We start from the raw sequence: 25,752 nt of genomic DNA, 5'->3' as shown, positions 1-25,752 counted from the left end.
GCTGCAGCTACTCGGTGGCGCCGGCCGACGACGTCGCCGCGGCCCGCTCCGGCCTCTCGACACGTTTTTGCGTGCCGCCGTCGTCGTCTTTCGCGTCGTTCTTCTCAACGGATTCACCGGGCCGCGTGACGGACTCGTTCTCGGCCGAAACTTCCTTGGCTGCTTGCTTTTCCGCGCGGGCTTCGGCGCGCAGGCGCTTGCGCTCCTCGCGGCGTTCGGCGGCGGCGTCCTTCCACGACGTGGCAGAACGTTGGGTGGCCGTGGAGGCAGGCTCGGGGTCCGATTCGTCGTCGGCGACGGCGGCCTCGACCCGCGCAACCGTCGGCTTGGGCCCGGGCGGGCCGGTCAGGGTGTCCGGGATGCCGTACTCCATCTCGGGCCGGTCGTAGGCCTTGTCGATCTTGGGCCGCAGCTTGGCGTCGAGCTTGGCGACGAAGTCGGGATCGAACTTGAACGCGACCATCGGCTGCAGGATCGGGAGCACCTCGGTCGGAATCAGGATGGTGGTGGTCGTCCCGCCCGCCTCGTTGGTCTCGACGGTGTAGTAGGTCTCTTTGTTGCGGATGTCGAACTCGGACTGCGTCACGTGCAGGATTGCGGCGCCCATGATCGCGTTGGACACGGCGAGCATGTTCCACGGGTTGTCCGGGAAGTCGGCGATGCCGTCGTACTCGGCGCTGACGATGATGATGTTGTAAGGCGTGACGGGTACGGGCAGGCCGGCCAGCTTGCCGGTCCAATGGTCGCTCGGCGATCCGTAGATGGCGACGTTCAGTTCCGACGGCGGCGGTGGTTCCTTGCCGTCGGTGGTGTTCGCGCGGTCGGCTTCGAGGCGGCGCAGCACCTCCATGACAGCGGGCGCGCCTTCGGAGACGCCGCCGATGGTCTTGGGTCCGGCGTACTGGGGGTCGTAGACGGCGTGGTACAGGTTCTCGGTGCCGACCTTGACCGAGGAGTAGAACTCCTTGCCAGGGAAGGGGACGTTGACGCGGCGGTCGTACTCGGCGAAGTACCCGCCGAATGCGTTCTCCATCTGCTCGTCGCTCAGCTCGGCATAGATGCCCTTACCGCCGAGAAGCAGGGCCGTCGATGCGTTCGCCATACCCGCAGACGGCGTGATGAGCAGAGCTCCGAGCAACACGGCAAAACGCTTCATGACCCACCCCGGTTTCTGCAGCGACAAGTCCTGATCTGAGATTTTGACGGTACTGCCGTATTGGCGGTGGGGAATCGGGGAATCCCCCCGTCATCGAGTTCGTCGGCCTGTTTTCTTTGCTGCGGATGCCGATCCGGCCGGCGGAAATCATCGGCCAGACCCCCCTCGCCGTCGTCGTAGGCTGATCGGGGGAATTCTGATCCGCATCGAAGGAGTCGTCGATTTGTCGCGCCTGCAGGTTCCGACGTCGGAGCTCGTCGCCGTGTCGAGCGAGCTCGACACTCTGGCGCAGTCGTTGAAGTCAGGGCTTGGCAGCCTCGACGCCGACATCTCCGATGCGTTGGGTGCCGGGTGGTCCGGGGACGCGGCGACGGCCTATGGCGCGGTGTGGCGGGACTGGCACGAGGGCGCGGCCCTGGTGATCGAGGGGCTCACCCGGATGTCTAGCCTGCTGCAGGACGCAGCCGAGCGGTACTCCGCGACCGATGCCACGTCGGGCGACGACATTTCTGGGGCTGGTCTGTGATGAGCGCGTTCAGCGTCGACCCCACCGCACTGCTGGCCGCGGTGGATCGCATGTCGGCGTTCGACTCCGAGCTCGACAAGCACTTGGCGCAGATTGCGAGCAGTGTGGCGCGGTTGGGCACGTCGTGGCAGGGCGACGCCGGTGAGGCGGAGCGTGCTGCGCAAGCTCGCTGGGACGAGGGCGCGCGCGAGATGCGCGAGGCGTTGGCGCGCCTGCGCGCGATCGCCGAGGGTGCGCACGAGAACTACTCCTCGGCGGCCCAGACGAATCTGCGTATGTGGGAGTGATCGGTGACGGCTCCCATCACCGTCGATCCTGTCGCCCTGGCGGGCGTCGGTTCAGCGGTCGCGACTGACGGCGTCACGGTCGCCACCGCGGCGCACACGTTGTCGACGGCGCTGTCGGGAGCGGGAGCGTTGTTCGGGCACGATTCCGCCGGCGCGCTCTTCGGGCAGAGCTACACCCAGGCAGGCAAGTCATTGCTGGATGCCGCGGCATCGGCCGTGAACGCATGCCGCAAAGTCGGTTTCGGCGTGCAGGTGTCGGCCGTCAACTACGAACGAGCCAATGCCGCATCCACGGTGGGCGGTGGAGAGACATCCCTTCCACAGCCGTCCGCACCCGATGCGTTCACCGCCCCGTCGATGCCCCCGCCGATGGGCAGCGGGGTCGTGGCACCGCTTCTATGGACGGTCGTCGAGTCGTTGGTCGGGGACGTGTGGCCGGACGGCAACCCCTCAGAGATGCGCGCGGCTGCGGCGGCGTGGCGATCGTTCGGCGCCTCGATCGGCGCGGTCGCCGAGCCTGTCGGGGCCGCAGGTACGGCGCTCGCGGGGCAGCAGATCCCCGAAGCCGGACACATGGGCGACGCAGCAGCTCAAATCAGCGGCGGGCTGGCCGACATTGCCGCGCAGGCACAGGACTTGGCCGCGCAGGTCGATGCCTTCGCAGCGAATGTGGAAGCGACGCAGAACGCGATCCGAGGGCTGCTTCACCAGCTGAGCATCAGCGGGGTCTTGGACGCGTTGGGTGACATCTTCAGCGGGGAGAATCCCTGGCAGAAGGTCCAGGAGGTCGCCGACGAGATCAAGACGGTGCTGACGAACATGAAGCGGCAGGCCGATGCCTCCCGAACCCTGTTCCGCCAGAGCATGAATCTTCTGGACACGGCGACGACATCGCTGCAGAGCTGGGCCACCAGGGAGTTCGTCGACGTGTTCGGCGAAGACGTGGGCACCGCGCTGTCGCAGGACTTCAAGGCGTTGACCGACCTGCCGGCGGGTGGACTGAAATTCGCCGGAGTCACGGCTGAGGGGCTGCAGGGACTTGACCCCATGCGGTTTGCCTATGACCCGCAGGGTGCGTTAGACACATGGAAGGGGCTCGCGGATTCGACTGCGATGCTGACTAATCCGGCGCTGTTGGCGGAGAAGGTGATCTCGGATCCGCACGGCAGCCTCGACGCTGCCAAGAGCATGGCCGACTGGGAGGACGTCGAGAACGGCCACCCGTTCCGGGCCTTGGGATACAACGCCGCTCAGGTGGGGACGATGTTCCTGCCCGGTGTGGGAGAGGCGGGGCCAGCCGCCAGCGCGGCCTCGGCGGAGGCGCGGGTCGCTGGAGCCGAGGCGCGTGCCGCCGGCGCGGGCACCCGTGACGCGGCGGCGGCCGCGGGCACGCGCGCTGCGTCCGCGGCCGAGGGGATCAGCACCAAGGCCAGCGAGGTCGGTTCGAAGCTTGACGGCATCAAAGTGCCGGAGGCGCAGGCTGGTTCGAGCGTTGGCGGGAAGGCGCCGGTGGAGGCGCCGCGCGCGGAGACGCAGGTGCAGAGCAGAAATGCACCTGGTCCGGAACTTCCAACTGCGCATGACGCGCCTCCCGCGACTGAACCCGACTTGCCTGCACCGCACCAAGCGTTGGACTCCCCTCGTGGACCCGATCATCCGAACAATCCGCCGCACACAGGTTTATATGACCCCCCGCCGAATCACGGCGCAGTTGGTGGTCAACTTCCCGACTTGAGCGCCATCAACTCGGAGTACAGACTTCCCTCCGGCGTAGTAGACCCGCAGAGATTTGATGAGTGGACGCAGCGGATATCGGAGATCTATCCCGAGATCAGTCCGGACGGAGTCGCGGGGGTTTACGACTACACAACCAACAGCTACGACGCGATGAACGCGTACTTGCGCAACATAGACCCGTTGACCGAGGCACAGAAGATGCTCATGGACACCCATTCGATCGCGGGCATGTCCGACGAGCAGCGCGCATTGTTGGAGGCCCGCATATCGCAGGCCGACGATGGACTAGCGTCGCTTCCTCCCTACCGCGCAGACGTTTCAGACACGATGTCCACCACTTGGAGAGGTTTGGAGGCCTCTGACGATCTCCTTGCGCAACTGAATGTGGGCGACGTATTCCACGATCCCGCATACCTGAGTACCTCGCTAGACCCCGGTGTGGCCGACTACTTCGTGTTCGGCACCGGGGAAGGCACGACCCCAACCGTGCTCACCGTGCACGGCTACAACGGCGTCGATGTCAGAGCCTTGTCGCGCTTCGCTGACGAATCGGAAATCCTGTTCCCGCGTGGATCGGACTTTGAGGTGGTTTCGAGACAGATAGGTGCCGACGGCATAATGCGAATAGTGTTGAGACAGGTTGCGCCATGACAACTTTAGAACAACGAATATCACGGGTAGCCCAGGAGTTCACCGCCCGAATGCGCACGGGCGAGGGGCTTTCCGTCCCCTACGCCAGGAAATGGGATGTGCGGGGCTGCAGACCGAAGCACTCACTATGGACATATCCGCACGATGCTCTCGCGACACTCAGCAGCGGCCTTGTCTTGATGGAAAAGCCCTTGGTCTGGAAGGAGAATGCTGTTCAGATCGGCGACGGCTTAGATGGACTGTGGGTTGGCGTGGACAGAAGCATTCGTGGAGAAGGTCCACCAGAGGATTACCTGTTAGGCCGAATCGGCAAGCCCACGGCAGCGTATGTCAGCAACTCACCGGAGGTGATTCTCGAGATGATCGGCCAGTGGGGCGATTCAGTAGGGGACGTCGCGGAGCGGGCTGATCTGCAGATCGGCTTTCCAGGTATGGAAGGTAGACGCCCGATCTATGTGGGGAGTTGGCAGTGGAATTTGCACGGCGAGGCAAGCGATGACGACTTCATCAAACGCGCAGCAGCGGCGACCGTTGCAGCCATAGTCAAGGCCTCAGCGTGAGCGCCGATTTGGTTGAGCAGATCTCTCGTCTACCGGCACGTGCGGGGATCACATACCGAGGTATCACCGGCGCACCGCCGAGCAACGCACTCACGCTTAGCGGGTTGCTGCCTACCTCAGTGAACCCGCGAGTGGCTACCGAAAACTTCACCGCTGGGCGACTAGCCGCAATCGCCACTACCAGCGGCCGATTCATAGGACCGCTATCACGCCACCCCGATGAGATGGAAACTGTTCTGCTGCCAGGGACGTTGCTTCTGCCGGTTGGGTTCGTCCAAGTCGACGGACTCGAGGAGCCGGTCGTACTCCTGGAGGAGCCGGGCTCAGCACCTGGCTTACCAGCGGACAAGGCCGAACTCCAAGAGTTGGTCACGCGGCAGGTTGAGACCGCGCTCGCTTTGCCGCCGGTTCCCATCTATTCCCCGGGCCGCTTCACGCCACCGCGTTCATGAGGGTCGTTGCGGATGGACGAGTCGTGTGCTGCGAACGTCGAGGATCGTCACCGTCCGGGCACGAATGCCTCCTGTTACGCCAACCGGACGAGTGCAGAAGGGGACCATCAACGAACTCATCGACCTCTGGATTCTCGAATGACCCCGATGGAAATATCGCCAGACCTCATCACTTGGGCCGCGGAATCCGGATTTAGTTGGAAACCAGGAGGTTACGGAGGGCCCATACGATTCTTAAACCAAGGCGGCGAGGAAGGATACTACTTTCGAGCCAGTGTGGTTAGACCAGGTTGGATTGATATCACCAATGCGAGCCGTACGGGGGGCGAGCAGCACCTTTTGAGCGCGAGGAACTTGGATGTCGCCGAACGTTTCTTCTGGGGTTTGTTTGGCTCGGACAGACGAAGCCGAATGCATCTGCCACGTCTGAGAATTCCCATTCGCGCCGATCAGGTTGCCCGGGGCTTCTGCATCGAACTACCTGAGTCCGGCCAGTCACGGCTCGTCGACCCAGAAGGAGAGAATGTCATGGCCGCCACTTCGGATATCTCCGATGTCGCCAATCTCGTACGAACCTCGCACTGGATGTCAGTGCCACTCAGAGTATTGAAAGAGAGTTTCTCCGATCCCGAAGGTCGCCCCGCCTTCCCGCTGTCGAAGTAGCGAGTTGGCTATGCGCGACTTTTCGCGATTGCGGATCGATTGGCTCACATGGACGGCGTGGGCGGGGATGTGGAATCTATCGGTCATTGTCGACGAGGGAAAGGAAGACGCCGTCTTCAAGTCCGATGACCAGACGTACCGCCTGAGGCACGAGGATGACTGGTGGGTAATAGACGTGACCAATGACCGGAGAAAGCTCTATCCCGCCGTTGCGAGATTCTCGAACTTTGAACTGGCGGAGAAATACCTGATCTGGAATTGGGCAACACTCATACGAAGCGATCTTGCGTCGGGCGCGTTGGGAACCAATCTCTACAAGAAGGGCTTTGCGCCGTCAGTCGAAGTCACCGAGATACGGGAAGGGTTCGTTGAGATCCGGGGCAGCGCCGCGGCTGCGGCACTATCCGCCCCACGCGCAACGATCTTCAGCCACTTGATGGCGACGCCGGTGGAGGAAATCGAGAGGCTGGTCAATGTCGGCATGCCGTCGACCTAGGCCCCGGACGAAACGAGCATTCCTGAATGTCGCATGCGGCGTCGGGTGGAGTAGAGGCCGAGACCTCTCAAGTTTCAACCTGAGCCGAGAGTGACCAAGCAAATTCAGATTTTGACCCGGACACGAGCCTATCTACAGGCGTGTTCTCACGGTGAGGTGAGCATTCGTTGAGCGAGCAAACAGACGTGAGCGAGGCAACTGAGATTTATCTGCGGCACTATCCGGGAAGAACGACGCAGAGTTCGAGACACATTTCGGTTCAACACGAGCCGCACTGATGAAAACGTTCGTCCAAGAGATCCTGAATGAAGCCATGACGATAGAACCTGATTGGACCAACCTGTCACTGGATGAGGCAGGCGATTTTGTTGAGGCTGAGATGCGTCATAGACATCCAGATCTCTCCACGAGCGCGCTGAGGGCAATCGGCAACTACTACACATATCTTATGCGATGAGTCGTGAAAGCAGGGTCTACCGGCGCTGAAGGCCGACCAGCTCTCCGCCGCACAGAGACATCTGCTAAAGCGTTTGTCCCGCGGCAGATTGAGTAAGTGCTGGACTCACCGCCGGTCCCTATCCAAGCGCCGGACCGTTTTGCGCCGCCGAATCGTTTCACTGGCACAATCGGACGTTGCACCTAGAACGCAGGAGCGATGATTCACATGCGGTTTGAGAAAACCCATTTTTCGGAGACCGGCCGCTACTGGCTGGGCCGTGAGACGACGACCCAGCGACACTTCCTCGGCGTTCCCCTGTCGAACAGCATGATCGACTACATCGAGTACTACTGGCTGACAGCCGACCAATACGACCGGTTTGCGGTCGACAGCAGGACCGCCACCGTGACCTGTGTGGTCTCAGGACATAGGTAACGAATCGTCATCGGGACATGGTTACCGCTTCCGGGGGCGGTGAGCGTTGAAGTTGCGGATGGGTTTGGTCGACGTCCGCGCGTGCAGTGAGAGCTCTTTGATGCCGTCGAGGACGCGAAAGTGATGGTCTTCGACCACGACGGTAACGATCATGCCGGCGTGTGTTCGTCCCACTCGAAGGCGCTGTCCGGCGACCATCACGACACCGTCTTTGGGGACTCGCCGCTGGACGCTCTGCGGGCCGGCTGGTGGCGGTGAGGGCAGCGCTGTAGTCGCTGGTCGGGCGCCTCTGATGTCTCTCATCTCGTTGACAGAGAATGGGTTTGAGAGCGTCTTAAGTAGCATGTTGCCCGCAGAGGCGTGGACGAGCCCGACGTCGAATCGCAACGTCACCCGAGTTCCGGCGACACCGGTGCCCAACGCCAGCTCTCGACCGCGGACGACAACGATGCCGTCACGGTCGGCGGTTCGCTCGATTTCGACCGCCCTCGATCCCCCACTGGAGCGACTGTCGGGTGGCGTGGACCCGGCGGGGTCAGGTCGTCCGACTCGTACTCCGCGCAGTGACAGCCGTTCCAGGTCGGCGTTGGTTACTCGCGACGGGACGGTCTTGATCACCTCGTCGGCGAGCAGGATGTGGATGCTGGTCAAGTGGATCCACAGCGTCACCGTCAGCCCGGCGTAGTTCTTTCCGACCCAGAGCTGCTGCAGACCCGCGATCACCACGACGCCCGACGGCGGTACCCGCGCCTCCATTTCGATCGGCAGCGGCCCACTGGCGACGTTCGGCGGTGCCATCCGCCGTATGGGGCTCGCCGGCTCGTCGGGGCGGCCGATCTCAACGGCTGGGTGAGGTTCTGGATCGGCGAGTCGGCTGCGGAACAAGCTCGCTGGCGTAGCCATGTCCAGCGATTGGTGGGGCCGCACGGTGTTGTAGGCGTGGACCCATTCGTCGATGGCTGCCTGGGCGGCTTTGATCGACTCGAATGCGCCTGTCTCGTCGAGAAGTTCGCGTCGCAAGGTCTTGTGGAAGCGCTCAACCTTGCCGGTGGTCGTGGGAGAGTGGCGTTTGGTCAATCGGGTGGTGATGCCGGTGTCGCGGCAGATCCGTTCGAAGAGGACCTCGACAGGTAATGGCCTGGTGAACTTGCCGGTGAACTGCTTGCCGTTGTCGGTGAGCACCTCGAACGGTGCACCCCAGCGGGCGATGGCGGCCAAGAAGGCATCGCACACCGCGGGACCAGACGGCACCGGCAAAACGGTGGCAGCCACGACGAAGCGTGAATGGTCGTCGATGGCGGTCAGCATCTTGTGCTCGCGCCCGTTGACCAGGAACACCCCGCCGACGATGTCGAGCTGCCACAGGTGCATCGGTGCTTCGCGTGCCCACCGTTTGTAGACTCGTTTATGTTGCTGCTCTTGACTATTCACCAAACCATTGCGCACCAGGACGCGGTGAGTCGTGGATCGCGACGGGGCTTGTTCGCCAATCTCCAGCGTCAATTCGTAGGCGATGCGCCGGGCTCCCCAGCGTCGATGGTGGCGGCGCATTTCGCAGATCAACGCTTCAACATCGGGAGAGATCCGGCCCGGGCTGGAATGCGGGCGACGCGACTGATCGGCCAAACCGCCCAGGCCGCCGGCCTCGTAGCGTTTACGCCATGCCGCGACAGTCTGACGTGTCACGCCGAACCGCTGGGCCACCTCACCCACGGGTGCGCCGTCGTTGACCTCGGTGACAGCGCGCAGACGGATCTCGACCGTGACACGCGCGGCAACATCGGAATCAGTCTCAGGAACCTTTGAATTGACCACGACGACACCGTGGCAGGCGCGGGTTGCCCGTCAACGATGTCCCGATGACGAACGGTCAAAGATGTCCTGAACCCGTACAGATCAACCGAGTTCGCCGACTCCTGCCGTCGCCGAGAACGCGACGACATCCTTGCTTTCCCACCGGGACCGGATCGTGGCAGCCCGCGTTGAGCCACCCGCGCGGTCCCCGAAATTCATGCAGGGTCATTGCCGCAGCGGACCGTAGGCTCTACAGAAGCGGTCAGTGTTGCTGAGGAGGACCCGCCGGTGTATGTCGATTCGTATTTTTCGCCGCACCACCGGTACTCCCTTGGCGTCGAGGTCGGCTCTGGGCGAAAGTATCTGTCAATTCCTGTGAGCAATGGAGTCTTTGACTACGAGGAGTACTACGAACTGGACCCCGACGAGTACAACGTTTTCTCATCAGATCAGCTTGCAGCGTCGGAATTCGCGCAATCGTGCCGGGAACGTGAGCGGGACGATCGGTTGATCGAACGGCCGGGGTGGAATCGTGGCACACCGGTCTGAGTCGATTGTCGAAATTCAGAGGAAGGATCTCCGCGATGATGACAGCGTTCGCCGATGCAGTCGAGGCCATCGTCGAGCCCGTCCTAGCGATCCGTGGCTTCATTCTCGACCAGGTCCACGATGAGCCAGACAGCGGAGGCCGTGATCTGCACGTCGTCTACTATCGCTCCCCTGATTGCAAGATCCAGGTCTATCAGTCCTCGCGCGAGGGCGAAACCAACGCCATGATCGCGCCGAGCGACGCTCCGAATCAGTTCGGCTTGAACGCGCCCGGCTGGCAATTCCTGACCATGTTCACTGAACGGCCGGCTGATCCCATCGCCGAAGTGATCGAGAGAGCACGGCAGGAGTATCACAGCTATGGCGACCCACTCCTGTGGGTCCGTGATCGCATCGTGAAGTATTTCGATGCCGCACACGCTCGAATCGCCGCGACGCCCGGCAAGGATTGACGCCGTGAACAGCGCCCGCGCGTCCCGCGAGAGTTCAAGGCCATGACGAAAGATCGCTTCTCGGAGACGACTTTCTCGATCGCCCATCGCTTCTCCTTCGGCAGTGATCTGCACACGGGTGGGTTCTATCTGGCGATACCTGTGAGCAATGGCGCCGTCGACTACAACGAGTACTACCGCGTCAACGGCGAACTAGCGCGAAGCTTCGCGACCGACTCAGACTCGACTATCGCCTTCGCTGAGGCCTGTCACCGTCGCGAGCACGACGACCTCCTTCTCTACCAGCCCGATGGGCGAAGAGGGGCCCCGATATGACGAACCCGTATCAAAGTCTCTTGCTGCTAGGAACTTACGACTGGGTCGCGCTTGATCACGTCCACCGAGAGATGGCCCGAAACATGATTGGATCTCCGATATCGCAGATTCAACAAGCCGCACTAGAGTTGATCCGCGAGGTGGTTGAGCAGGGCTTGTTCGAGATCGGCGACGTCACTGCCGAGCGCGGGTTCGTCCGTTGGCTGGAACCCATCGATCAAGCGATCTCTCGGATCGAACGCTATTACATCAAGGCGTTCGACGACACCACCGTGTGGCCATGGTGCTGCTGGCTCAATTTGAATCCATACGGTGAACAGATCGCGCACAAGCTATCGGACCCGCCGGGTTCACCGACGAGCACCATCAACCCGACAGTTTTCGACGGATACCGAGCAACTCGGCACGTGTGCGCACACCGCGAAACCCAACGCTTCATATCTGATTCCGAAAGGTTCGCGGTCATGATGGATCTAGGACTGAACGGCAAGAAACTGCTATCTGTGCTGATCGAGAACTCTCTCGTCATGAAGTTCTCAGATGATTATTTCGCCCTGATGGCGTCGCCTCTCACGCTGAGTCGCGAAGGCGAAGCCTTCACCTTGACCCCGGACGAAGACCCGGCCGAGGCCTTCGCTCCAATCCGCCAGTTGTTGGGGTTGGACGTCGTTCAATCAATGGTCGATGATTCCGGTGCACTCAGGATGGCTTTCGAAGACGGCAGCCTCATTCATGTACCGGCTGATGACGAGTACGAAGCGTGGAACGTATCGGGGCCCCGCGGCGCGCTCGTCGTCTCGATGCCGGGCGGCGAACTCGCTATCTGGAGCGCACACGCCAGATTGGTTATCCCGGAATGAAATCGACGTGCGGGAGGCCGCTTCGGTGGATGTGAGCTTGAAGTTCCTCCACGACGACGAGAGGCGGATGCTTCATGACGTCGTGAGTCGTCGTGACCCAGCGCTCTCCGAGAAACTTGCGGTTACCGACACGGTGTCGCGCAGCGACGCGGAGTTGATCGTGTCGATCCTGTGTGATGAGTTCATCGACAACCTCGATGCAGATTGGGAACCGACGGCGTACGGCACAGCGGTCAGCGATCTCCTGCAGCGTGTCAATGCGGCGAGATTGGACGGGGCGTGAGGCAACGTAGAGACCAATGCTGTGGCCATGACTGAGCGAGCGCTGACAGACGATGAGCGTGCGCTGATCATGGCAATCGTCAGTGCGACAGGACATTACGACGCCGACGCACTACAGGACGAGCTCGCACGGGCGCTGATCTCGCACGGCACGACATGGGTCTGCGACGTCCAGGTGCCGGACTCGATGCCGGTCTTCGATTGCCCCGACGGACCATTCCCAGCGCGGGCGTTCGTGTCCGACAGCGTCGACTACCAGGGTGAAGTCATTATCTGGATCACGAGCGGTCACCTTTCGGGACTGGAGTACGCCTGGGTGACCGATGAGCCGCCCACCCGGTGGCCACGACCCGACGAGCTGGAGGGGATAAGTCCCCTAGCGTGGTGGAGTTTCGGGGGGCGGGGACGACGGTGCTGGGTGTGTCGTTGACGCTGTTGGGGTGGGCCATCGCGTAGTGGTCAGTGAGTTACCTACCAAGTGACTCAACAGGAAGACACACCACGCGATGACCCAGGATCATTCTGCCCTGCTTGCCCAACTCGATGCGCTCAAGTCCGCCGATGTCGGCGCGGTGTTCGCCGAGCTGATCCGCGCCGGGTTGCAGCAGCTGATCGAGGCCGAGGCCACGGCGGCCATCGGCGCCGGCCGCTATCAGCGGACTGACGGACGCACCGTGCACCGCAACGGGCACCGACCCAAGACCATCTCGACCACCGCCGGTGACGTCGAGGTGCAGATCCCCAAGCTGCGGGCCGGATCGTTCTTCCCGTCGCTGCTGGAACGGCGCCGCCGTATCGATAAGGCGCTGCACGCGGTGATCATGGAGGCCTACGTCCACGGGGTGTCCACGCGCAGCGTCGATGACCTGGTGAGCGCGATGGGTGTGCAGACCGGCGTGTCCAAGTCGGAGGTCTCACGGATCTGCGCCGGCCTGGACAAGGAGATCGAGGCGTTTCGTACCCGCAGCCTGGCCCACACCGAGTTCCCGTACGTGTTCTGCGACGCCACGTTCTGCAAAGTGCGCATCGGGGCGCACGTGGTCTCTCAGGCGCTCGTGGTGGCCACCGGGGTGTCCATCGACGGCACGCGCGAGGTGCTGGGCACCGCCGTCGGTGACAGCGAGTCCTACGAGTTCTGGCGCGAATTCCTCGCCTCGCTGAGGGTCCGCGGGCTCAGTGGTGTGCACCTGGTGATCTCTGATGCGCATGCTGGATTGAAATCGGCTGTGGCACAACAGTTCGCGAACTCATCGTGGCAGCGGTGCCGAGTGCACTTCATGCGAAATCTGCACACCGCGGTGTCCGCCAAACACGCCCCGGCGGTCACCGCGGCGGTCAAGACCATCTTCGCCCACACCGACCCCGCCGAGGTCGCCGACCAGTGGGACCGCGTCGCCGATACCTTGGCGGCCAGCTTCCCGAAGGTGGCCGCGATGATGGCCGAGGCCAAGACCGACGTGCTGGCCTTCACCGCGTTCCCGAAGGCGCATTGGCAGAAGATCTGGTCGAACAACCCGATCGAACGGTTGAACAAGGAGATCAAGCGCCGCGCTGATGTCGTGGAGATCTTTCCGAATCCGGCGGCGTTCCTGCGGCTGGCGACTGCGGTGGTCATCGAATCCCACGACGAGTGGCAGGTCACCCGCCGCTATCTCTCCGATGTCTCCATGGACGATTTACGTGCCGTCATTGCCGCCAAACACGCTGCGGCAGCACTTGCCAAACAACACCAAATCACCTAGCGTTCAACATGACTCGTTGATCACAACGCGTGAACCACGCCAGATCCGAAGTCCACCACTCCACGGGACGCTATCGCTGGAGGTGCATCCAGCGTGATCGACTACGAACAGTTTCCGGGTCTCGACGGGTTCTATCTCGAAGACAGCTTCGTCTTGGACATCACCGAGACACCGTCAACACTGATTTTCAGTCTCGACGCCGTGCTGACGCCCGAGCATCCCGCACATCGACCGCCGCGACCAGGCGACCATCACTGCTACCGATCCACCGGCCTTACGTTCTCTGAGTGCTCAGAGGTCGAATGGCTGCACCGATCGCACCGATATTTCACCGACGCCACAGGAGCCAAAGACCTCGGCAACATCGATGTACTGACAGCGGACGCCAGTTCCCTTCTTCTCGAGAGCGATTGGGGTCGCGTCAGAGTTTGGGGATCTCGGAGCAACGGTTATCCGCGACCCAGGATGAAACTCCACACGGAACACGACTTGATCCTGAGCGATTGAGCGAGGGGTTATTCAGTGACGCGGGACGAGCGGGACCTACCCCGGATCAACTCGTACAGGATCTCATCGACCGTTTCCTGAGTCGATCCGTCGGCGCGCTCGACTTCCAGCTCACCTATCTCCGGATGGTGAAGAACGAGCAGCGGATTCTCGGTGAACGTGTCTTCCCGTACTCCAGGAACTGTTCGAGGACGCCGACCGCTATGTCGACGAACCTCGACTGAGAAGAGGAACGGAGGATCTTGACGACGAGGGGCTCACGTTATGCGCTGCTCGCGCGCGCGAGACTTTGCGGGACCTCGGCTACACCTGAAGTTGTCATGGACTGCCTTGGTACGCCTATGCCTCGCCCAAACTCGGCCGATAACCACCGGCTTCGGTCTCAGCAGCCATCAAGGCCGACAACTCGCCTTCCTGCTGGGCAACGAAGACGCCGATCACCTGACGGCATACCTCCGGTACCGTAACCCCCTGCCGATCAGCAATGCGTTTTAAACCGACGAGCATGGATGTCGTCACGTGGAACTGCACCGCGTACTGCCCACACGATCCGTCCTCGGGCGGCGGCCCCGGACCCACGACCACGGGATCTTCGACGCTGAATGCGTCCACGTCAGCAGCCCGGACCCTTTGGACACCGCCACTACTACCGTCGTCGGCCGGGTCTCGAACTTCCTGGTGACTGAACAACCCCATTCGTTTCTCCTATGTCAAGCCGCTGCTGATTGGCAAGCGGTTTGGCGATTGTTGTGGTCGGTGTGGAGGTGGTTGTAGACGACGCGGGCCAGGCGGCGTTTGAGGCAGCGCAGGGCTTCGGGGGTGGAGTCGCCCTCGGCGAGTCGGTGCCGGTAGTAGGTCTGTCCAAGTCCATCGAGGCGGATCTGGGTGACCGCGATGCGGTGCAGTGCGGCGTTGAGTTGCCGGTTGCCCGACCGTGTCATCCGGACGCGGCCGCGGGTGTTGCCTGACCACACCGGTACCGGTGCGACGCCGGCGTGACTGGCGAAGGCCGCCTCGCTTTTGAATCGTGTCACCCCGGCGGTCTCACCGACGAGTTTGGCCGCGGTCAGCTCCCCGCAGCCCGGCATCGCCAACAACACCGGCGCCACGAGGCGCACGCGTGCACCGATGCGGGTGGCCAAGGCGTTGATGGTCTCGGTGAGACCGGTGATGTCGGCCAGTTCGTCGCGGGCCAGTTCGGCCACGATCCCGGTCTGGGTGTCTAGCCAGTCGCCGAGGAGGCGACGATGTTTGGCCAGATCCAGCGACCGCGGCTTCGGGGCGCGCTCGGGGTCGAGCTCATGAACCCGCCACAACAACCGGTTGATCGTCGCCGTGCGTTGGGCGACAAGCACTTCTCGGCGATCGACCAACAGCTTGCGTTCGCGGGAGACCTTGTCATGAGAAGCGACCGGCAGGTCCGGCTCGCGAAGAAAACCACGAGCGACCGCGAGCGCGTCGATCGGATCGGACTTACCCCGGGTACGTGCCGAGGCCCGGGTCTGGGCCATCAACTTCGGCGGCACTCGCACCACCTTCTGACCCAAACCCAGCAGGTCGCGTTCCAGGCGCGCCGACAGGTGCCGACAGTCCTCGATCGCCCACACGACATCACTGCCGAAGTGTTCGCGGGCCCACATCACCGCCTCGGCATGCCCGGCCGTGACCGCGGTGACGGTCTTTTCGGCGAGCTTGCGGCCGGCGTCGTCGACGGCGACGAAGGTGTGTGTGCGCTTGTGTACATCGGCTCCAACAACAACCATGGTGGTTGCCTCCATTCACGGTGAGGTGACGGTTGGGCCGGTCGGCGGACATACCTCAGTGGGGGCGGTGCCACGCTCCTATCAAGTCACGCCGGCCGGTCCTTCACACCTGATGCCGGCAAAACGAATGCACGCCAACCCGAAGGCGGCACCCAGGCTATGAGCCAGACACCAGATGTGAAGGATCCAACCACCGCACGAAGCGGTGCCCTCACCCTGACACTGAGACCAGGCTAGACCGCCCCGAGAGTCCGAGCGGTCACGGAAGAGGCGCCGATTGCGCGACTCCTGGCCAGAGGAACCGGCGCAGAGGCCAAAGCCCCTGGCTCAGTCGTGCTGATGGCACTTATGCGGACGCCGTGGGCGACCGGACTGCCGAACCTGCGACGTGCTTGCGAACTGCAATGGTCATGAGGTCTGCAAGCCCGTCACCACCGGTGATCGCACATTTCGCACGTCCACTTCTCCGGACCCGGACAGCACCCTCCCATCGCCAGCCAGGGCGCCCACGACTCGGGATTCGCCGGCATCCCGTAGACGATTGCGCGACTACGCTGGGCATCGCAACGTGGACATCGTGGATGTCTGGACAATGCGAAATTCAAAGCGCTCGTGAATCCCGCGCTGCGCATGTCGACTCGACAGTCGCCACACATCACAGTCGGCCAGTCCTCGGCGGTCGTGCGCAATTGAGCGAATCCTGATCTTGGAGAGTCGTCCTCGTCAGAACTTCTGATGGGCGACGGGGGATCCGGACGCCTCGATACCTCCGCGGTGTGAATGTGGACCGCGTCGGCCGCATCTGCAGCGGCCAGATCGACTGCCCTGTTGCAGATCTCGCAGCATCCGTTGAACAACAGCAGGTTGCGTGCCGCCGCCAGCGAGGAGTGGCCGTAGCGGTGGTACGGGTCGCCCCAGACGGGCGTCTCGTGCACCGCGAGGATGACTCGTTCGGCGACGTCGTCATCCAGACGCCACTTGGTGAAGGCTTCATTCCCCAGGTCGAGTGTCGATGCCAGCGTGGCCAACTCGAGCAGGTCCGCACGACAACGGGTGACGTCCAGCAGCGCTCCCCCGATAGTGGCGTCATCACCGACGCGCGCAAGGACAGTCAACACCGACTGAGGGTCGGTCCCGAGAATCACCAAGGCGTAGTCGCCCGGCCGCGCATCACCGAATGCGTAGCGCCACGGCCGATAGGGCGATCCGGGCGCGAGCAGCGTGATGATGCCGGCCTTCCAATCGGCGGCTTCGAGGATGTGCAGACGGTGATGAATCGTTTGCGGCATCTGTCCATTGTCCCTTGAGGGTCCGACATTTTCGGACCGCTGAAGGTTGCCGCACACCCAACGATCGAGCCTCACCGCCCGGACTCACATGCCGGCGCTAGGCCGGGATGTTCAGCCTCCGCGCCAGATCCGGTCCGCCGACCGCCCGCAGGAACTCGGGGTCGCCGCACACGACGAGTTGGTCACGCGCGCGGGACAATCCGACGTAGAGGCGTTCCCGGGAGCGCTCGAACGCCGACTCCTCGTTGACGACGAGCACGACGGCGCGCCGCTCCAGACCTTTGAACCCGAGGACGTGTCCGTAGAAGACCTGATCGGCGTCCCAGAAGCTATCCCAGTAGGCAGCGCTGCCGGCGGCTTGGCGTTCGCGCTGCTCGGGGTGGCGGCTGCCGGTCGTGAGCAGGGCGACGTCCTCGGGTCGCCACCCCTCGTCGAGCAGTGCGTCGACTTCGTCGTCGCCGGCGTCCATCGCGTCATCACGCGAGCAGGGCACGTACTTGACTGCCGGGCCCTCCCCACCCAGAAACCGCATCGGGTGATCGACCAGGGGCTGGAACGCATTGGCGATCTGCCGGGTGTTGCGCAGGTTGTGATCGAGGATCAGCGGCACGAGCGGCACCGGCGGCGACCCGTGCCGGTCGAAGACGCGCTGCCCCTCGTCGGTGAAGACGTAGATGCCGCCGGTCTCGTCGTCCTTCAGCGCCGCCAGCAGCGGATCCCACCAGGCGTCGGCGAAGTCTTGCGCCTCGTCGACAACGATCGCGTCGAACCGGTGCCCGGGCTCGAGTTGTGCTGCCAATTCGGCCATCTGGCGCGGCAGGTCATGCTCCCAGAACTGGACGGTCTCCTCGGTGCGCAGCGATTCGTCGGGGCCTTCCGGTGCACCCCACTTCTTTCCCAGGTCGTGGAACTCACCCACGTAGGCGGGTTGTTGGCGCCGGTTCCAGGCGCCGGTGATGCGCTCCAGATACGACGCGAGTCCGTGGGAGTAGCAGACGAGCGCGACGCGCTGCCCGTTGCGGGTGAGCCGGCGCGCCTGCTCCATCGCCAGGAAAGTCTTGCCGCTGCCGGCACCACCGCGGATCTCCACCCGATTCAGCAGCTTGATCGCATCGAGGATGACCGACTGATGCTCGGTGAGAATGTCTGCGGCGTCCTCGTTTTCGAGAGCCCGGGCCACGACGCTGCGTTGTGGCAGGCCGCGGCCGCTGAGTGCGTCGGCGAGTTCGGCTATACCGTCGCGGGTGAGCAGAGGCCGATCGAGCTCCTGACTGACGAGGATGTGGCGCAGTTTGGCGCCGATGTCGGGCAGGTCGGTGCGGTCGATCACCTTCCAGCGCGGACAGTCGGGCAGCGCGAAGGCCTCAGGCAGGTCAGTGTTGGGCAGCACGACGACGTGATCCCAGCGCAGCCGCTCCTGGGTCCACAGCGGGTCCTTCTCGATGAAGTCACGCAGCGCGTAGCACGCCTCGCGTGCCTGGCGCACGGGGTTGATCTTGTGGTCGTGACCGCCGCGCCGCTGCCGCCATGTCTCCCCGTCGTGCCACACCTCGCCGCCTTTGACCTCGACGCACACGATGCCCGCGCCTTCGATCGCGACGAGGAAGTCGACCTCGTGGTCCTTGAGGTGGTCGGTGACGCGCTTGCCCGGGATCACGAGGTCACCGGGCTCGAGCTGATCGATGAGGGCCTGCCACACCTTGCGCTCGGCCCCGTTGGCCAGCCGTGGCGTCTCGGACACGGTGATGGTCATGCGTCGCTCCCCCTCGAGTTGCTCCGATGGTAGCGAGGGCGTGAGACACCGACGTCGCGACGCGGCTCTCGTGTCGCACCCCTTCTCTACACTGAAGGAGCTCACGAGCGGACGACTGTTCGGGTACCTGGCCCGTCGTCCCGGCAACCGCGCAACACCGCACGGTGCCCCAGGGGAAGAGCCGGCACGCTCCGGCGTGCAAGCGGTGGACGCCCGGACGCGGCGTCGCCAGAAGGTCGAAAGATGCCCGACCACAACATCACTCCCACCGACGCTGCGGTGCGCCGACGCGTCGACGTGCTCTCCGTCCACATCCCGTGCGGCGGCATCCGAGGCCCCGTACGACGAGGCGAGCAGCCGCGCTGGCAGTCCTGCCGCTGCGAAGACCACCCCGTGCGCTGGGACGACGTCGACGTGTCACGCGAGCACGACCTGTGCATCGTCTGCTTCCGCGCCACGGCCGGCGGCTCGTCGCGCTGGGCCTGGCTGGCCTGCCAGAACTGCCGGGCCGTCAACGCAGAGATCGCCGAGGTCTGGGGGTTCGCACCGTTCCGGCTCGGTCGGCACAGCCTGATGCACGGCGTGGGAGTGCGCGCCGACGCGCCGCCTCATATCCGCGGCGAGGAGGTCGCGCGTCTGACGGAGTTTGCCCGCGGCGATGCGCGCCTGCGCGACTGGCGCCGCACCGAGTACCCCAGGCTCGCTGCGCGCTTCAATCCTCTCGCGGATGTCCCGCTGGCGGTCTGGACGCAGGAGCATCCCGCCAGTCGAGCGGCCTCTCAGGATGCGTTCGACCGACTGCTCGGCCCGGTCAGGCCACTCTGACCGCGCAAAACGATCCGCCGAACGAACCGTTCTGTCACAGACAATGCAATCAACGGGGGTGACCATGACCGACAACGACGACGGGGCGCAGGTCAATCAGATCGCACGCGACGACGTACGCAGCGAACACGAGGAGATGCCGTGATGCAGGCCGATGAGTCCACCGACGCCGCGAGCGGCAAGCGTCCGGTCCCCACGTTCGGTCGTGGGATTGTCTTACACGCGGGAACGACGTCCAATCCGGTGACGGGGACGAGCGACGACTACTCCGTCTACGCCTATTACAGCCCCGATGACGGCTTCTTCGAACTGAGCACACATGACGACGGTCACTGGCCGGTCGACGAGTACCACCACGCTCAGTGGGTGGAGGCGGACGACATCGCCGTCCTGCTGAAAGCGCTGGGTGGAGACAATGGCGCAGACCCCGCCGAGCTGTTCGCTCAGCGCGTGCAGGACGGAAGCATCGGAGTCAAAGATGTTCCGAAGTGGCTCTCGCGCAACGCCATCCCGCACTCCTCCGGATCGCAGTACGTGAGCAATTTCTAGGCAGCGCGCCCGCGAATCGTGAAGTGCGGGAGCTACATCCGGCGGAACAGCTCGGCTGGTCGGCCTCGGCCGCCGCGGGTCACAGCACCCGTCGCGACCAACTGCGGTTCCATCGCCCGCCGGAACGAATCGCGTTGCAGTTCCCGTCCGGCGACGCGCTGGTGCACCAGCCACAGGTCGCGGATGGTGAACTCCTCGCCGAGGAGGTGGTCCGGATCGGGCCACTGGGCGTAGCGGCTCTGCAGGTGCTCGACGGCGCGCGCGATGATGCTGACGTGGTCGTAGGGCAGGCGACCCGGGGCGTTCACCGGCATCAAGCGGGTGTCGTCGGCGAACCGGCTCTCCAACCGGTCCGGTTGGACGACGTCGACGTGCGCGACGGAGAGTACCCAGCCGCGGTCATCACGGTTGGGGTCGTCGAAGACGTGGAGCTGGCGCGGTTGCAGGCCGGACACGTTGGCCTTGTCCCGCAGTGACCGCTCGACCGCGTCGGCGAGCCTCTCCCCCTCGTGCAGGAACGTTCCCGGCAGGCCCCACCCCCGGCGGTTCTCCCGGCGCACCTGCAGCACGACCAGCCCGAGACGCTCATCGAGGGTCAGCACCGCGGTGTCGACGGCCACCGACGGGCGGGGGTATTCGGTCAGCATCCGGCCGCTGCTGTCTCGGTAAGCGTTCATGTCAGGGGCTTAGCGTACAGTGACCTTATTAGCGCAGAATTGCTCTAATTCTGAGACGGGGGTGGTCTGACATGACATCACGAGACGATCGCATCGAAGGCGTGCTGCTGGCGACGGCGGCGGGTGACGCGCTCGGCGCGCCCTACGAATTCCAGCCGCCGCGCGGCCCGGCGCTCGACGTGGTGATGGCCGGCGGGGGTCCGTGGGAGCCCGGCGAGTGGACCGATGACACCGCGATGGCTTTCGCCATCGCCGAGGTCGCGGCGACCGGCGCCGATCTGCGCGATGAGCCCGCCCAGGACGCGATTGTCGCGCGGTGGCGCGGGTGGTCCCGGGGCGCGAAGGACGTCGGGATTCAGACCGGGTCGGTGCTGCGGTCGGCGACGATCGGTGACGTCATCACCGCCGAGCGGGCGCGCGCCGCGGCGGAGCACCTGCACCGTCAGAGCGGTCGCAGCGCGGGCAACGGATCGCTGATGCGGACCGCGCCGGTCGCGCTGGCCTATCTCGACGATGAGGACGCGTTGGTGCAGGCGGCTCGGTCTCTCAGCGCGCTGACACACTATGACCCTGAGGTGGGTGACGCATGTGTGTTGTGGTGCAGCGCGATTCGTCATGCTGTCCTGACGGGCGAGCTGGATGTCCGCATCGGACTGCGCCACCTCGACCCGAAGAACCACGGGGTGTGGGCGGAGCGGCTCGATATCGCCGAGGCGTCGCGACCGGCGGACTTCCCGAACAACGGCTGGGTGGTCTCCGCACTGCAGGCGGCGTGGTCGGCGATCGCGACGACGCCGGTACCCGCCGACGATCCGCCGTCGGGTGTGTTCCGGGCCGATCATCTGCGCCTGGCGCTGGACGCCGCGGTACGGGCGGGCTTCGACACCGACACCGTCGCCGCGATCGCCGGCGGGTTGCTGGGCGCCGCGCATGGGGCGTCGGCGGTTCCGCTGGAGTGGCGCGCGCAGCTGCACGGCTGGCCGGGTGCGTCGGCGCGGGAACTGACGACGATGGCGCGGTTGATCGCGCGGGGCGGTATGCCGGACCGGTTCGATCCGCGCTATCCCGGATATCGGACTGGCGCGTTGGCGGCGCACCCGTTCGACGGTCAGGTGCTGCTGGGCGGGATCGGCGCGCTGTGGGATCTGCCCGACGGCGTCGACGCGGCGGTGTCGCTGTGCCGGATCGGTGACGACGACGTGCGCCGCGACATCCCGCACGTCGAGGTGCGGTTGGCCGACCGGCCGGATGCCGATGAGAACCCGCACCTGGAGTTCGTGCTGCTGGAGGCGGTGAAGACGGTCGAGCGATTCCGCGGTGACGGCCGAACCGTGCTGGTGCATTGCGTCGAAGCGCTCAGCCGCACACCCATCGTCGGCGCGCTCTACGGCGCACGGCTGCAAGGTGTTTCGGCCGACGAGGCGCTGCAGGCCGTGCAGGAGGTGTTGCCGTCGGCATCACCGAATCGTGAGTTCCGGGAAGCGTTGCGGCGCATGATGCCTGAGAAGTTCTGATGTTCACGATGAAGAAGGGGGAACGATGACAGCTTCGGACCGCGAGGGGTACGACATCATCGGCGATGTCCACGGTTGCGCCGACCAGCTGGAGGAGCTGCTGGCCGCGATGGACTATCGGCGATCGGGCACGGGTGGTGAGTGCCGACATGAGCGCCGGCAGGCGATCTTCGTCGGTGACCTGATCGACCGCGGCACGCAGCAGTTGGAAACGCTGCGGCTGGTCAAGCAGATGGTCGATGCGGGCAGCGCGCAGATCGTCATGGGCAACCACGAGTTCAATGCGCTGGCCTATCACACGGAGTGGCCGACGGGCAGTGGGAAGTTCCTGCGTCCGCACGACGACCCCGACGACACGCGGTCAGAGAAGAATACCCGCCAACACAAGGCATTTCTCGAGCAGGTGACGGGTGCGGACCGCGACGAATATCTGGAATGGTTTGCGACGCTGCCACTCTGGCTCGACTTGAGTGGTATCCGTGTGGTGCATGCATGCTGGCACGAGGAGTCGATGGCGGTAGTCGATCAGCGGTGCGGCTCCAGCGCGCCGTTCGCGAACGTCGAGCATCTCGTCGCGGCCAGCGATCCGAAGGACGATCTCTACGAGGCAGTCGAGACACTGCTGAAGGGCCCGGAGATCAGTTTGGTCACGCACCATCAGGAGCCGTACCGGGACAAGGACGGTCACATGAGAAAAAGCGCCCGGATGCAGTGGTGGAATAGCGGCGGACACACGCTGCGTGATCTCGCGGAGATGGGTGGCAATTTCACCACGATGTCCGGCGAGCCGTATCCCCCGCTACCAGAGCTGGAGGTCCCGGCCGAAGATCGCACGTACACCTACACCGGTCAAGTTCCGGTGTTCTATGGCCACTACTGGCGGCAGGGCCGCCCCGATCGCAGTCTCGACTGGACCGACTACACCGCGTGTGTGGACTTCAGCGCGGTGAAGGGCGGGACCCTGGTCGCGTACCGGTGGTCGGGCGAGGAGCGGATAGCAATCGGGAACTACCTCGCATTCGCGGGTTAATTTCCGCGAGTACCAGATTTTCTATTGAAGAACGGAGTTCGCGCGACCTGTTGGGGCGGGAGCGGACCCACTCAATTTCTGAGCGGGAAGGATGCTGGCGATGGCTAGGTTGCTTCTTCGGTTTCGGCTCGAGCCGCTGCGGTAGCCCTCGAAAGCATCCCCTTGGCTGACCGATGGACGGCTCGCTCGATTCTCAGAATGCTAGACAGCCGCGGCTATTTCCGCTTCATCCCCAAGTCGTCGTTGGTTGTTTCTGTGTTCCGCGATGATGTTCTTGAACCGCTCGATGTCGAGCCCACCGAGTCGCTGTGGCAGGCCCGGGATCTCGGCCCTTGGACCCGGGGCGCCCGTCCTCCGAGTAGACCCTAGAAGAGGCGCCGACGTCCTAGGCCCGGGAGACTTCGATGATCTCGCCGCGTATTGCCCAGGAGTTGCCGGGGCAGCCTGCCGCGTGCTCGGCCGCCAGCAGTTCCCCAGCTACGCAGAGGTGGTCACATGGGTCCCACTTCACGCCCGCGCCGTAGGGTGACACGAGCCGGGACACCGTGCCGAGCGCATCGCGTCGCTGGTCGAGCAGTAGGAGTTCGATCTCGTCGGCGTCGGCGGGGAGATCGGCAGCGAGCCGCGACGCGGCCTCCGATGTGGCGTCGGGGTCTGTGCTCGCCTGTAAGGCGCAGATCACTCCGTCGAAGAAACCCTTGAGCCGCGCGCCCCACACCGGCCGCACCTCAGATGGTGGACGTACTTCGAGCCTGACAGCAAAAGGCGCATCGGGGGTCGCCCGCGCGTGGATATCGACGTGACCTCGGGCCAGCGCCAGCCACACCTGAGCGAGTTGCTTTGCTTCCTTCATTGGCCCGAGGTCGGTCTATTCGAACGACGCAAGTGTCCTGGCCGGAATCCAGCTGTCGAACGTCGCGGTTCTGTCCGCCAAGGCATACCGGTACCCGAACCCGTGTCGCGCGTTATCGGGTGTGATGCCGTGCTCGAAACGAATGCCGTGACGCCCCGCGGTCTTGAACGTGCCGATGTAATAAAGCAGAACGTTCTCGACGTCCGCCTTGGGATGTTTCGGACCGTAAAACGTCGCGTGGAGAACTTGCTCGGCCGCGGGCTGTAGCTGTTCGCACCGAACACGAATCTGGTCGCGAAGCTCCCTCTGCCACTCGGGGAGCCGTTCGAAGCGGATGTACTCGTCTGCCAACGCCTCGACGATTCCGTCGGGCTCAGGCCCGCGGACGTCATGGCGGACAGGCACCTGACCGGTCGAGGGCGGCTCCGGTTCGCGTGACACCGAGACGTCCTGGAGACCCGGCGGACGACACGTCCCGCAACGCCGAATCGTCGTGCCGACTTGCGCCGCGGCCCATCGATCGAGTTCTTCGATCGCCTCGGCGCACATTTTCACGTAGCGGTTGGTCAGCTTGCTCGCCGCCTCTTCACCATTGATCGTCCAGCAGCTCGAGTGATGAACTCTCGCGTCGCCGGCGTGATAGCTGCGCAGGATGTTGACGACGAAGCCTTCGGAGTGGGCGCGAAGCCATGCGCGATAGCCAGTGTCATCATCGCGGAACTCGACCACGGCCGACCCTGCGCCCGCATCGCCTTCTTCGTCTGGGGCAGAGGAAGCTTCTTTCACGATTTCCCTGGGCGATTCGGTCGATGCCCGCTCTTGAACGACGAAGCGCGCATCGACCGATGCAGACATCCGGATGGGCTTTGGCATCAATTCGACATCGGGACCTGACCCTCCTGGGGCCCCGTCGGGCGCTCCGACGAAGAGCGCATCTCGCTGACCGTCGGAGGCACCTCCGGCGCTGAGCATGCCGACGTCTGCGATCGCAATCGCGGTGACCGCGCCGAGTCCTACAGCGTCGGCGTACAACTGCGCTCGGTCGACGGCGTCGCGCACAGCTTGCCGGCGGACTCGGCGGGCCATCTTGGCGTTTGCTTTCGCTGTCAGCGACCAGTTGATGGTGTCCACCTCGAAACCTTCGATGGACGTGACGTGGTCACCGACCCACGATGACAGGGCGGCGAAATCGCGGAACCTCACCTGGAGGCTGGCGCTCGCGTGGTACACGAGCGGCAACTGTTCACCGTCCTGGCTCCAAGGTCGATGCGACCAGGTGCGGAGCCGGTCGGATGACCATCGGGTGACTGGGGCATCGTCTCCGAGCGCAAGCGCTGACACAGACTTCTGTACGACATCGAGATCTTCGGCCAGCCGGTCGTAGACGGGCTTCATCGACGGACCCTGATAGCTGAGTGTCGCGTGCACGGTGGCCCGCTGCGGAGGGCGAGAAGCGGTAAATGACCCTCGCACGGTGATTTCCGTCGCCATTGCGTCAGTTTAACCTGCGCCTCTGACACGACTGTCGCCTTTGCGGTCAGGGAGTTTCCCCGCGCGCCGGCATCCGCGCCGAAGCGTTGTCGTCGCGATGCACCG

At 64.0% G+C, this 25,752-nt stretch carries 28 protein-coding genes and 1 riboswitch; of the genes, 19 read left to right on the top strand and 9 right to left on the bottom strand.

Translation table 11 applies throughout. From position 1 onward, the window contains the following. Positions 1-7: 7 nt before the first annotated feature. Positions 8-1,156: a PE-PPE domain-containing protein gene (locus tag ACXYX3_RS04305; RefSeq protein ID WP_458610292.1), complete on the bottom strand. Its 1,149-nt coding sequence runs from the start codon at positions 1,154-1,156 to the stop codon at positions 8-10. A 223-nt stretch (positions 1,157-1,379) separates the two neighbouring features. Between ACXYX3_RS04305 and ACXYX3_RS04300 the strand changes: the two genes are divergently transcribed. The 7 genes from ACXYX3_RS04300 to ACXYX3_RS04270 all read left to right on the top strand — a co-directional run bounded on the left by ACXYX3_RS04300 (position 1,380) and on the right by ACXYX3_RS04270 (position 7,402). Then, positions 1,380-1,682, top strand: coding sequence for a WXG100 family type VII secretion target (locus tag ACXYX3_RS04300; protein ID WP_458610291.1), 303 nt, complete (start codon positions 1,380-1,382; stop codon positions 1,680-1,682). Then, positions 1,682-1,969, top strand: a complete 288-nt coding sequence (locus ACXYX3_RS04295; RefSeq protein ID WP_458610290.1) for a WXG100 family type VII secretion target — start codon at positions 1,682-1,684, stop codon at positions 1,967-1,969. Before ACXYX3_RS04300 ends, ACXYX3_RS04295 begins: the two co-directional genes overlap by 1 nt. Positions 1,970-1,972: 3 nt before the next feature. Next, entirely contained in the window at positions 1,973-4,357 is a 2,385-nt protein-coding gene (locus ACXYX3_RS04290) for an ADP-ribosyltransferase (protein WP_458610289.1), read from the top strand. Between the two features lie 179 nt (positions 4,358-4,536). After that, positions 4,537-4,917, top strand: a complete 381-nt coding sequence (locus ACXYX3_RS04285; RefSeq protein WP_458610288.1) for a hypothetical protein — start codon at positions 4,537-4,539, stop codon at positions 4,915-4,917. 464 nt (positions 4,918-5,381) lie between these two features. Next, positions 5,382-6,032, top strand: coding sequence for an Imm61 family immunity protein (locus ACXYX3_RS04280; RefSeq protein WP_458610287.1), 651 nt, complete (start codon positions 5,382-5,384; stop codon positions 6,030-6,032). A 10-nt stretch (positions 6,033-6,042) separates the two neighbouring features. Then, positions 6,043-6,528 (top strand): hypothetical protein, encoded by a 486-nt coding sequence (locus tag ACXYX3_RS04275; RefSeq protein WP_458610286.1) that lies wholly within the window; start codon positions 6,043-6,045, stop codon positions 6,526-6,528. Between the two features lie 664 nt (positions 6,529-7,192). Beyond that, a complete protein-coding gene (locus ACXYX3_RS04270) occupies positions 7,193-7,402 on the top strand; it encodes a hypothetical protein (RefSeq protein ID WP_458610285.1) in 210 nt (69 codons plus the stop codon). Positions 7,403-7,423: 21 nt separating this feature from the next. Here ACXYX3_RS04270 and ACXYX3_RS04265 read toward each other — a convergent pair whose 3' ends face one another. Continuing rightward, the gene (locus ACXYX3_RS04265) at positions 7,424-9,217 is read right to left on the bottom strand and encodes an IS481 family transposase (protein ID WP_458610284.1); all 1,794 of its coding nucleotides are present in this window, start codon (positions 9,215-9,217) and stop codon (positions 7,424-7,426) included. Between the two features lie 267 nt (positions 9,218-9,484). Here ACXYX3_RS04265 and ACXYX3_RS04260 point away from each other — a divergent pair, with 267 nt between their 5' ends. The 8 genes from ACXYX3_RS04260 (at position 9,485) to ACXYX3_RS04225 (ending at position 13,903) form a co-directional block, all read left to right on the top strand. After that, positions 9,485-9,745 carry a hypothetical protein gene (locus ACXYX3_RS04260; protein ID WP_458610283.1) on the top strand — a complete coding sequence of 87 codons (261 nt, stop codon included), beginning with the start codon at positions 9,485-9,487 and terminating at the stop codon, positions 9,743-9,745. A gap of 35 nt (positions 9,746-9,780) precedes the next feature. After that, positions 9,781-10,197, top strand: a complete 417-nt coding sequence (locus ACXYX3_RS04255) for a hypothetical protein (protein ID WP_458610282.1) — start codon at positions 9,781-9,783, stop codon at positions 10,195-10,197. Between the two features lie 42 nt (positions 10,198-10,239). Next, positions 10,240-10,512, top strand: coding sequence for a hypothetical protein (locus ACXYX3_RS04250; RefSeq protein ID WP_458610281.1), 273 nt, complete (start codon positions 10,240-10,242; stop codon positions 10,510-10,512). Continuing rightward, positions 10,509-11,372, top strand: a complete 864-nt coding sequence (locus tag ACXYX3_RS04245) for a DUF6188 family protein (protein ID WP_458610280.1) — start codon at positions 10,509-10,511, stop codon at positions 11,370-11,372. Before ACXYX3_RS04250 ends, ACXYX3_RS04245 begins: the two co-directional genes overlap by 4 nt. 7 nt (positions 11,373-11,379) lie before the next feature. Further along, positions 11,380-11,655 (top strand): hypothetical protein, encoded by a 276-nt coding sequence (locus ACXYX3_RS04240; RefSeq protein ID WP_458610279.1) that lies wholly within the window; start codon positions 11,380-11,382, stop codon positions 11,653-11,655. 27 nt (positions 11,656-11,682) lie between these two features. Further along, positions 11,683-12,084: a hypothetical protein gene (locus ACXYX3_RS04235; RefSeq protein WP_458610278.1), complete on the top strand. Its 402-nt coding sequence runs from the start codon at positions 11,683-11,685 to the stop codon at positions 12,082-12,084. 76 nt (positions 12,085-12,160) lie between these two features. Beyond that, complete coding sequence (locus ACXYX3_RS04230; RefSeq protein ID WP_241207993.1) at positions 12,161-13,396, top strand: IS256 family transposase; 1,236 nt, start codon at positions 12,161-12,163, stop codon at positions 13,394-13,396. 93 nt (positions 13,397-13,489) lie between these two features. Beyond that, positions 13,490-13,903, top strand: coding sequence for a hypothetical protein (locus ACXYX3_RS04225; protein WP_458610277.1), 414 nt, complete (start codon positions 13,490-13,492; stop codon positions 13,901-13,903). 339 nt (positions 13,904-14,242) lie between these two features. On the opposite strand, the gene ACXYX3_RS04220 is transcribed toward ACXYX3_RS04225, so the two are convergent. From ACXYX3_RS04220 to ACXYX3_RS04205, 4 genes are all read right to left on the bottom strand, one after another. Next, positions 14,243-14,515: a hypothetical protein gene (locus tag ACXYX3_RS04220; RefSeq protein WP_458610276.1), complete on the bottom strand. Its 273-nt coding sequence runs from the start codon at positions 14,513-14,515 to the stop codon at positions 14,243-14,245. A 98-nt stretch (positions 14,516-14,613) separates the two neighbouring features. Beyond that, entirely contained in the window at positions 14,614-15,681 is a 1,068-nt protein-coding gene (locus tag ACXYX3_RS04215; RefSeq protein ID WP_458610275.1) for an IS110 family RNA-guided transposase, read from the bottom strand. A gap of 413 nt (positions 15,682-16,094) precedes the next feature. Next, a complete protein-coding gene (locus tag ACXYX3_RS04210; protein ID WP_458610274.1) occupies positions 16,095-16,955 on the bottom strand; it encodes a hypothetical protein in 861 nt (286 codons plus the stop codon). 97 nt (positions 16,956-17,052) lie between these two features. Beyond that, positions 17,053-18,708, bottom strand: coding sequence for an NERD domain-containing protein (locus ACXYX3_RS04205; RefSeq protein WP_458610273.1), 1,656 nt, complete (start codon positions 18,706-18,708; stop codon positions 17,053-17,055). A 99-nt stretch (positions 18,709-18,807) separates the two neighbouring features. Then, a riboswitch (SAM riboswitch) is annotated at positions 18,808-18,919 on the top strand. A 32-nt stretch (positions 18,920-18,951) separates the two neighbouring features. On the opposite strand from ACXYX3_RS04205, the gene ACXYX3_RS04200 reads away from it, so the two are divergent. Further along, complete coding sequence (locus tag ACXYX3_RS04200; protein ID WP_458610272.1) at positions 18,952-19,533, top strand: hypothetical protein; 582 nt, start codon at positions 18,952-18,954, stop codon at positions 19,531-19,533. 141 nt (positions 19,534-19,674) lie between these two features. After that, positions 19,675-20,082: a hypothetical protein gene (locus ACXYX3_RS04195; protein WP_458610271.1), complete on the top strand. Its 408-nt coding sequence runs from the start codon at positions 19,675-19,677 to the stop codon at positions 20,080-20,082. Positions 20,083-20,114: 32 nt separating this feature from the next. Here ACXYX3_RS04195 and ACXYX3_RS04190 read toward each other — a convergent pair whose 3' ends face one another. Continuing rightward, positions 20,115-20,759: an NUDIX hydrolase gene (locus tag ACXYX3_RS04190; RefSeq protein ID WP_458610270.1), complete on the bottom strand. Its 645-nt coding sequence runs from the start codon at positions 20,757-20,759 to the stop codon at positions 20,115-20,117. A gap of 71 nt (positions 20,760-20,830) precedes the next feature. Between ACXYX3_RS04190 and ACXYX3_RS04185 the strand changes: the two genes are divergently transcribed. Continuing rightward, positions 20,831-22,273 carry an ADP-ribosylglycohydrolase family protein gene (locus ACXYX3_RS04185; protein WP_458610269.1) on the top strand — a complete coding sequence of 481 codons (1,443 nt, stop codon included), beginning with the start codon at positions 20,831-20,833 and terminating at the stop codon, positions 22,271-22,273. Positions 22,274-22,298: 25 nt separating this feature from the next. Then, complete coding sequence (locus tag ACXYX3_RS04180) at positions 22,299-23,303, top strand: metallophosphoesterase (protein WP_458610268.1); 1,005 nt, start codon at positions 22,299-22,301, stop codon at positions 23,301-23,303. Between the two features lie 385 nt (positions 23,304-23,688). Here the strand turns inward: ACXYX3_RS04180 and ACXYX3_RS04175 are convergent, their stop codons facing one another. Continuing rightward, positions 23,689-24,156, bottom strand: coding sequence for a hypothetical protein (locus ACXYX3_RS04175; RefSeq protein ID WP_458610267.1), 468 nt, complete (start codon positions 24,154-24,156; stop codon positions 23,689-23,691). A 15-nt stretch (positions 24,157-24,171) separates the two neighbouring features. Next, positions 24,172-25,647 (bottom strand): SIMPL domain-containing protein, encoded by a 1,476-nt coding sequence (locus ACXYX3_RS04170; protein WP_458610266.1) that lies wholly within the window; start codon positions 25,645-25,647, stop codon positions 24,172-24,174. Positions 25,648-25,752: the final 105 nt, after the last annotated feature.

The sequence above is a fragment of the Mycobacterium sp. Panama NTM2 genome, from assembly GCF_054355555.1.
The sequence above is the reverse complement of the archived record's forward strand: the minus strand, read 5'-3'. Positions and strand labels throughout refer to the sequence as shown.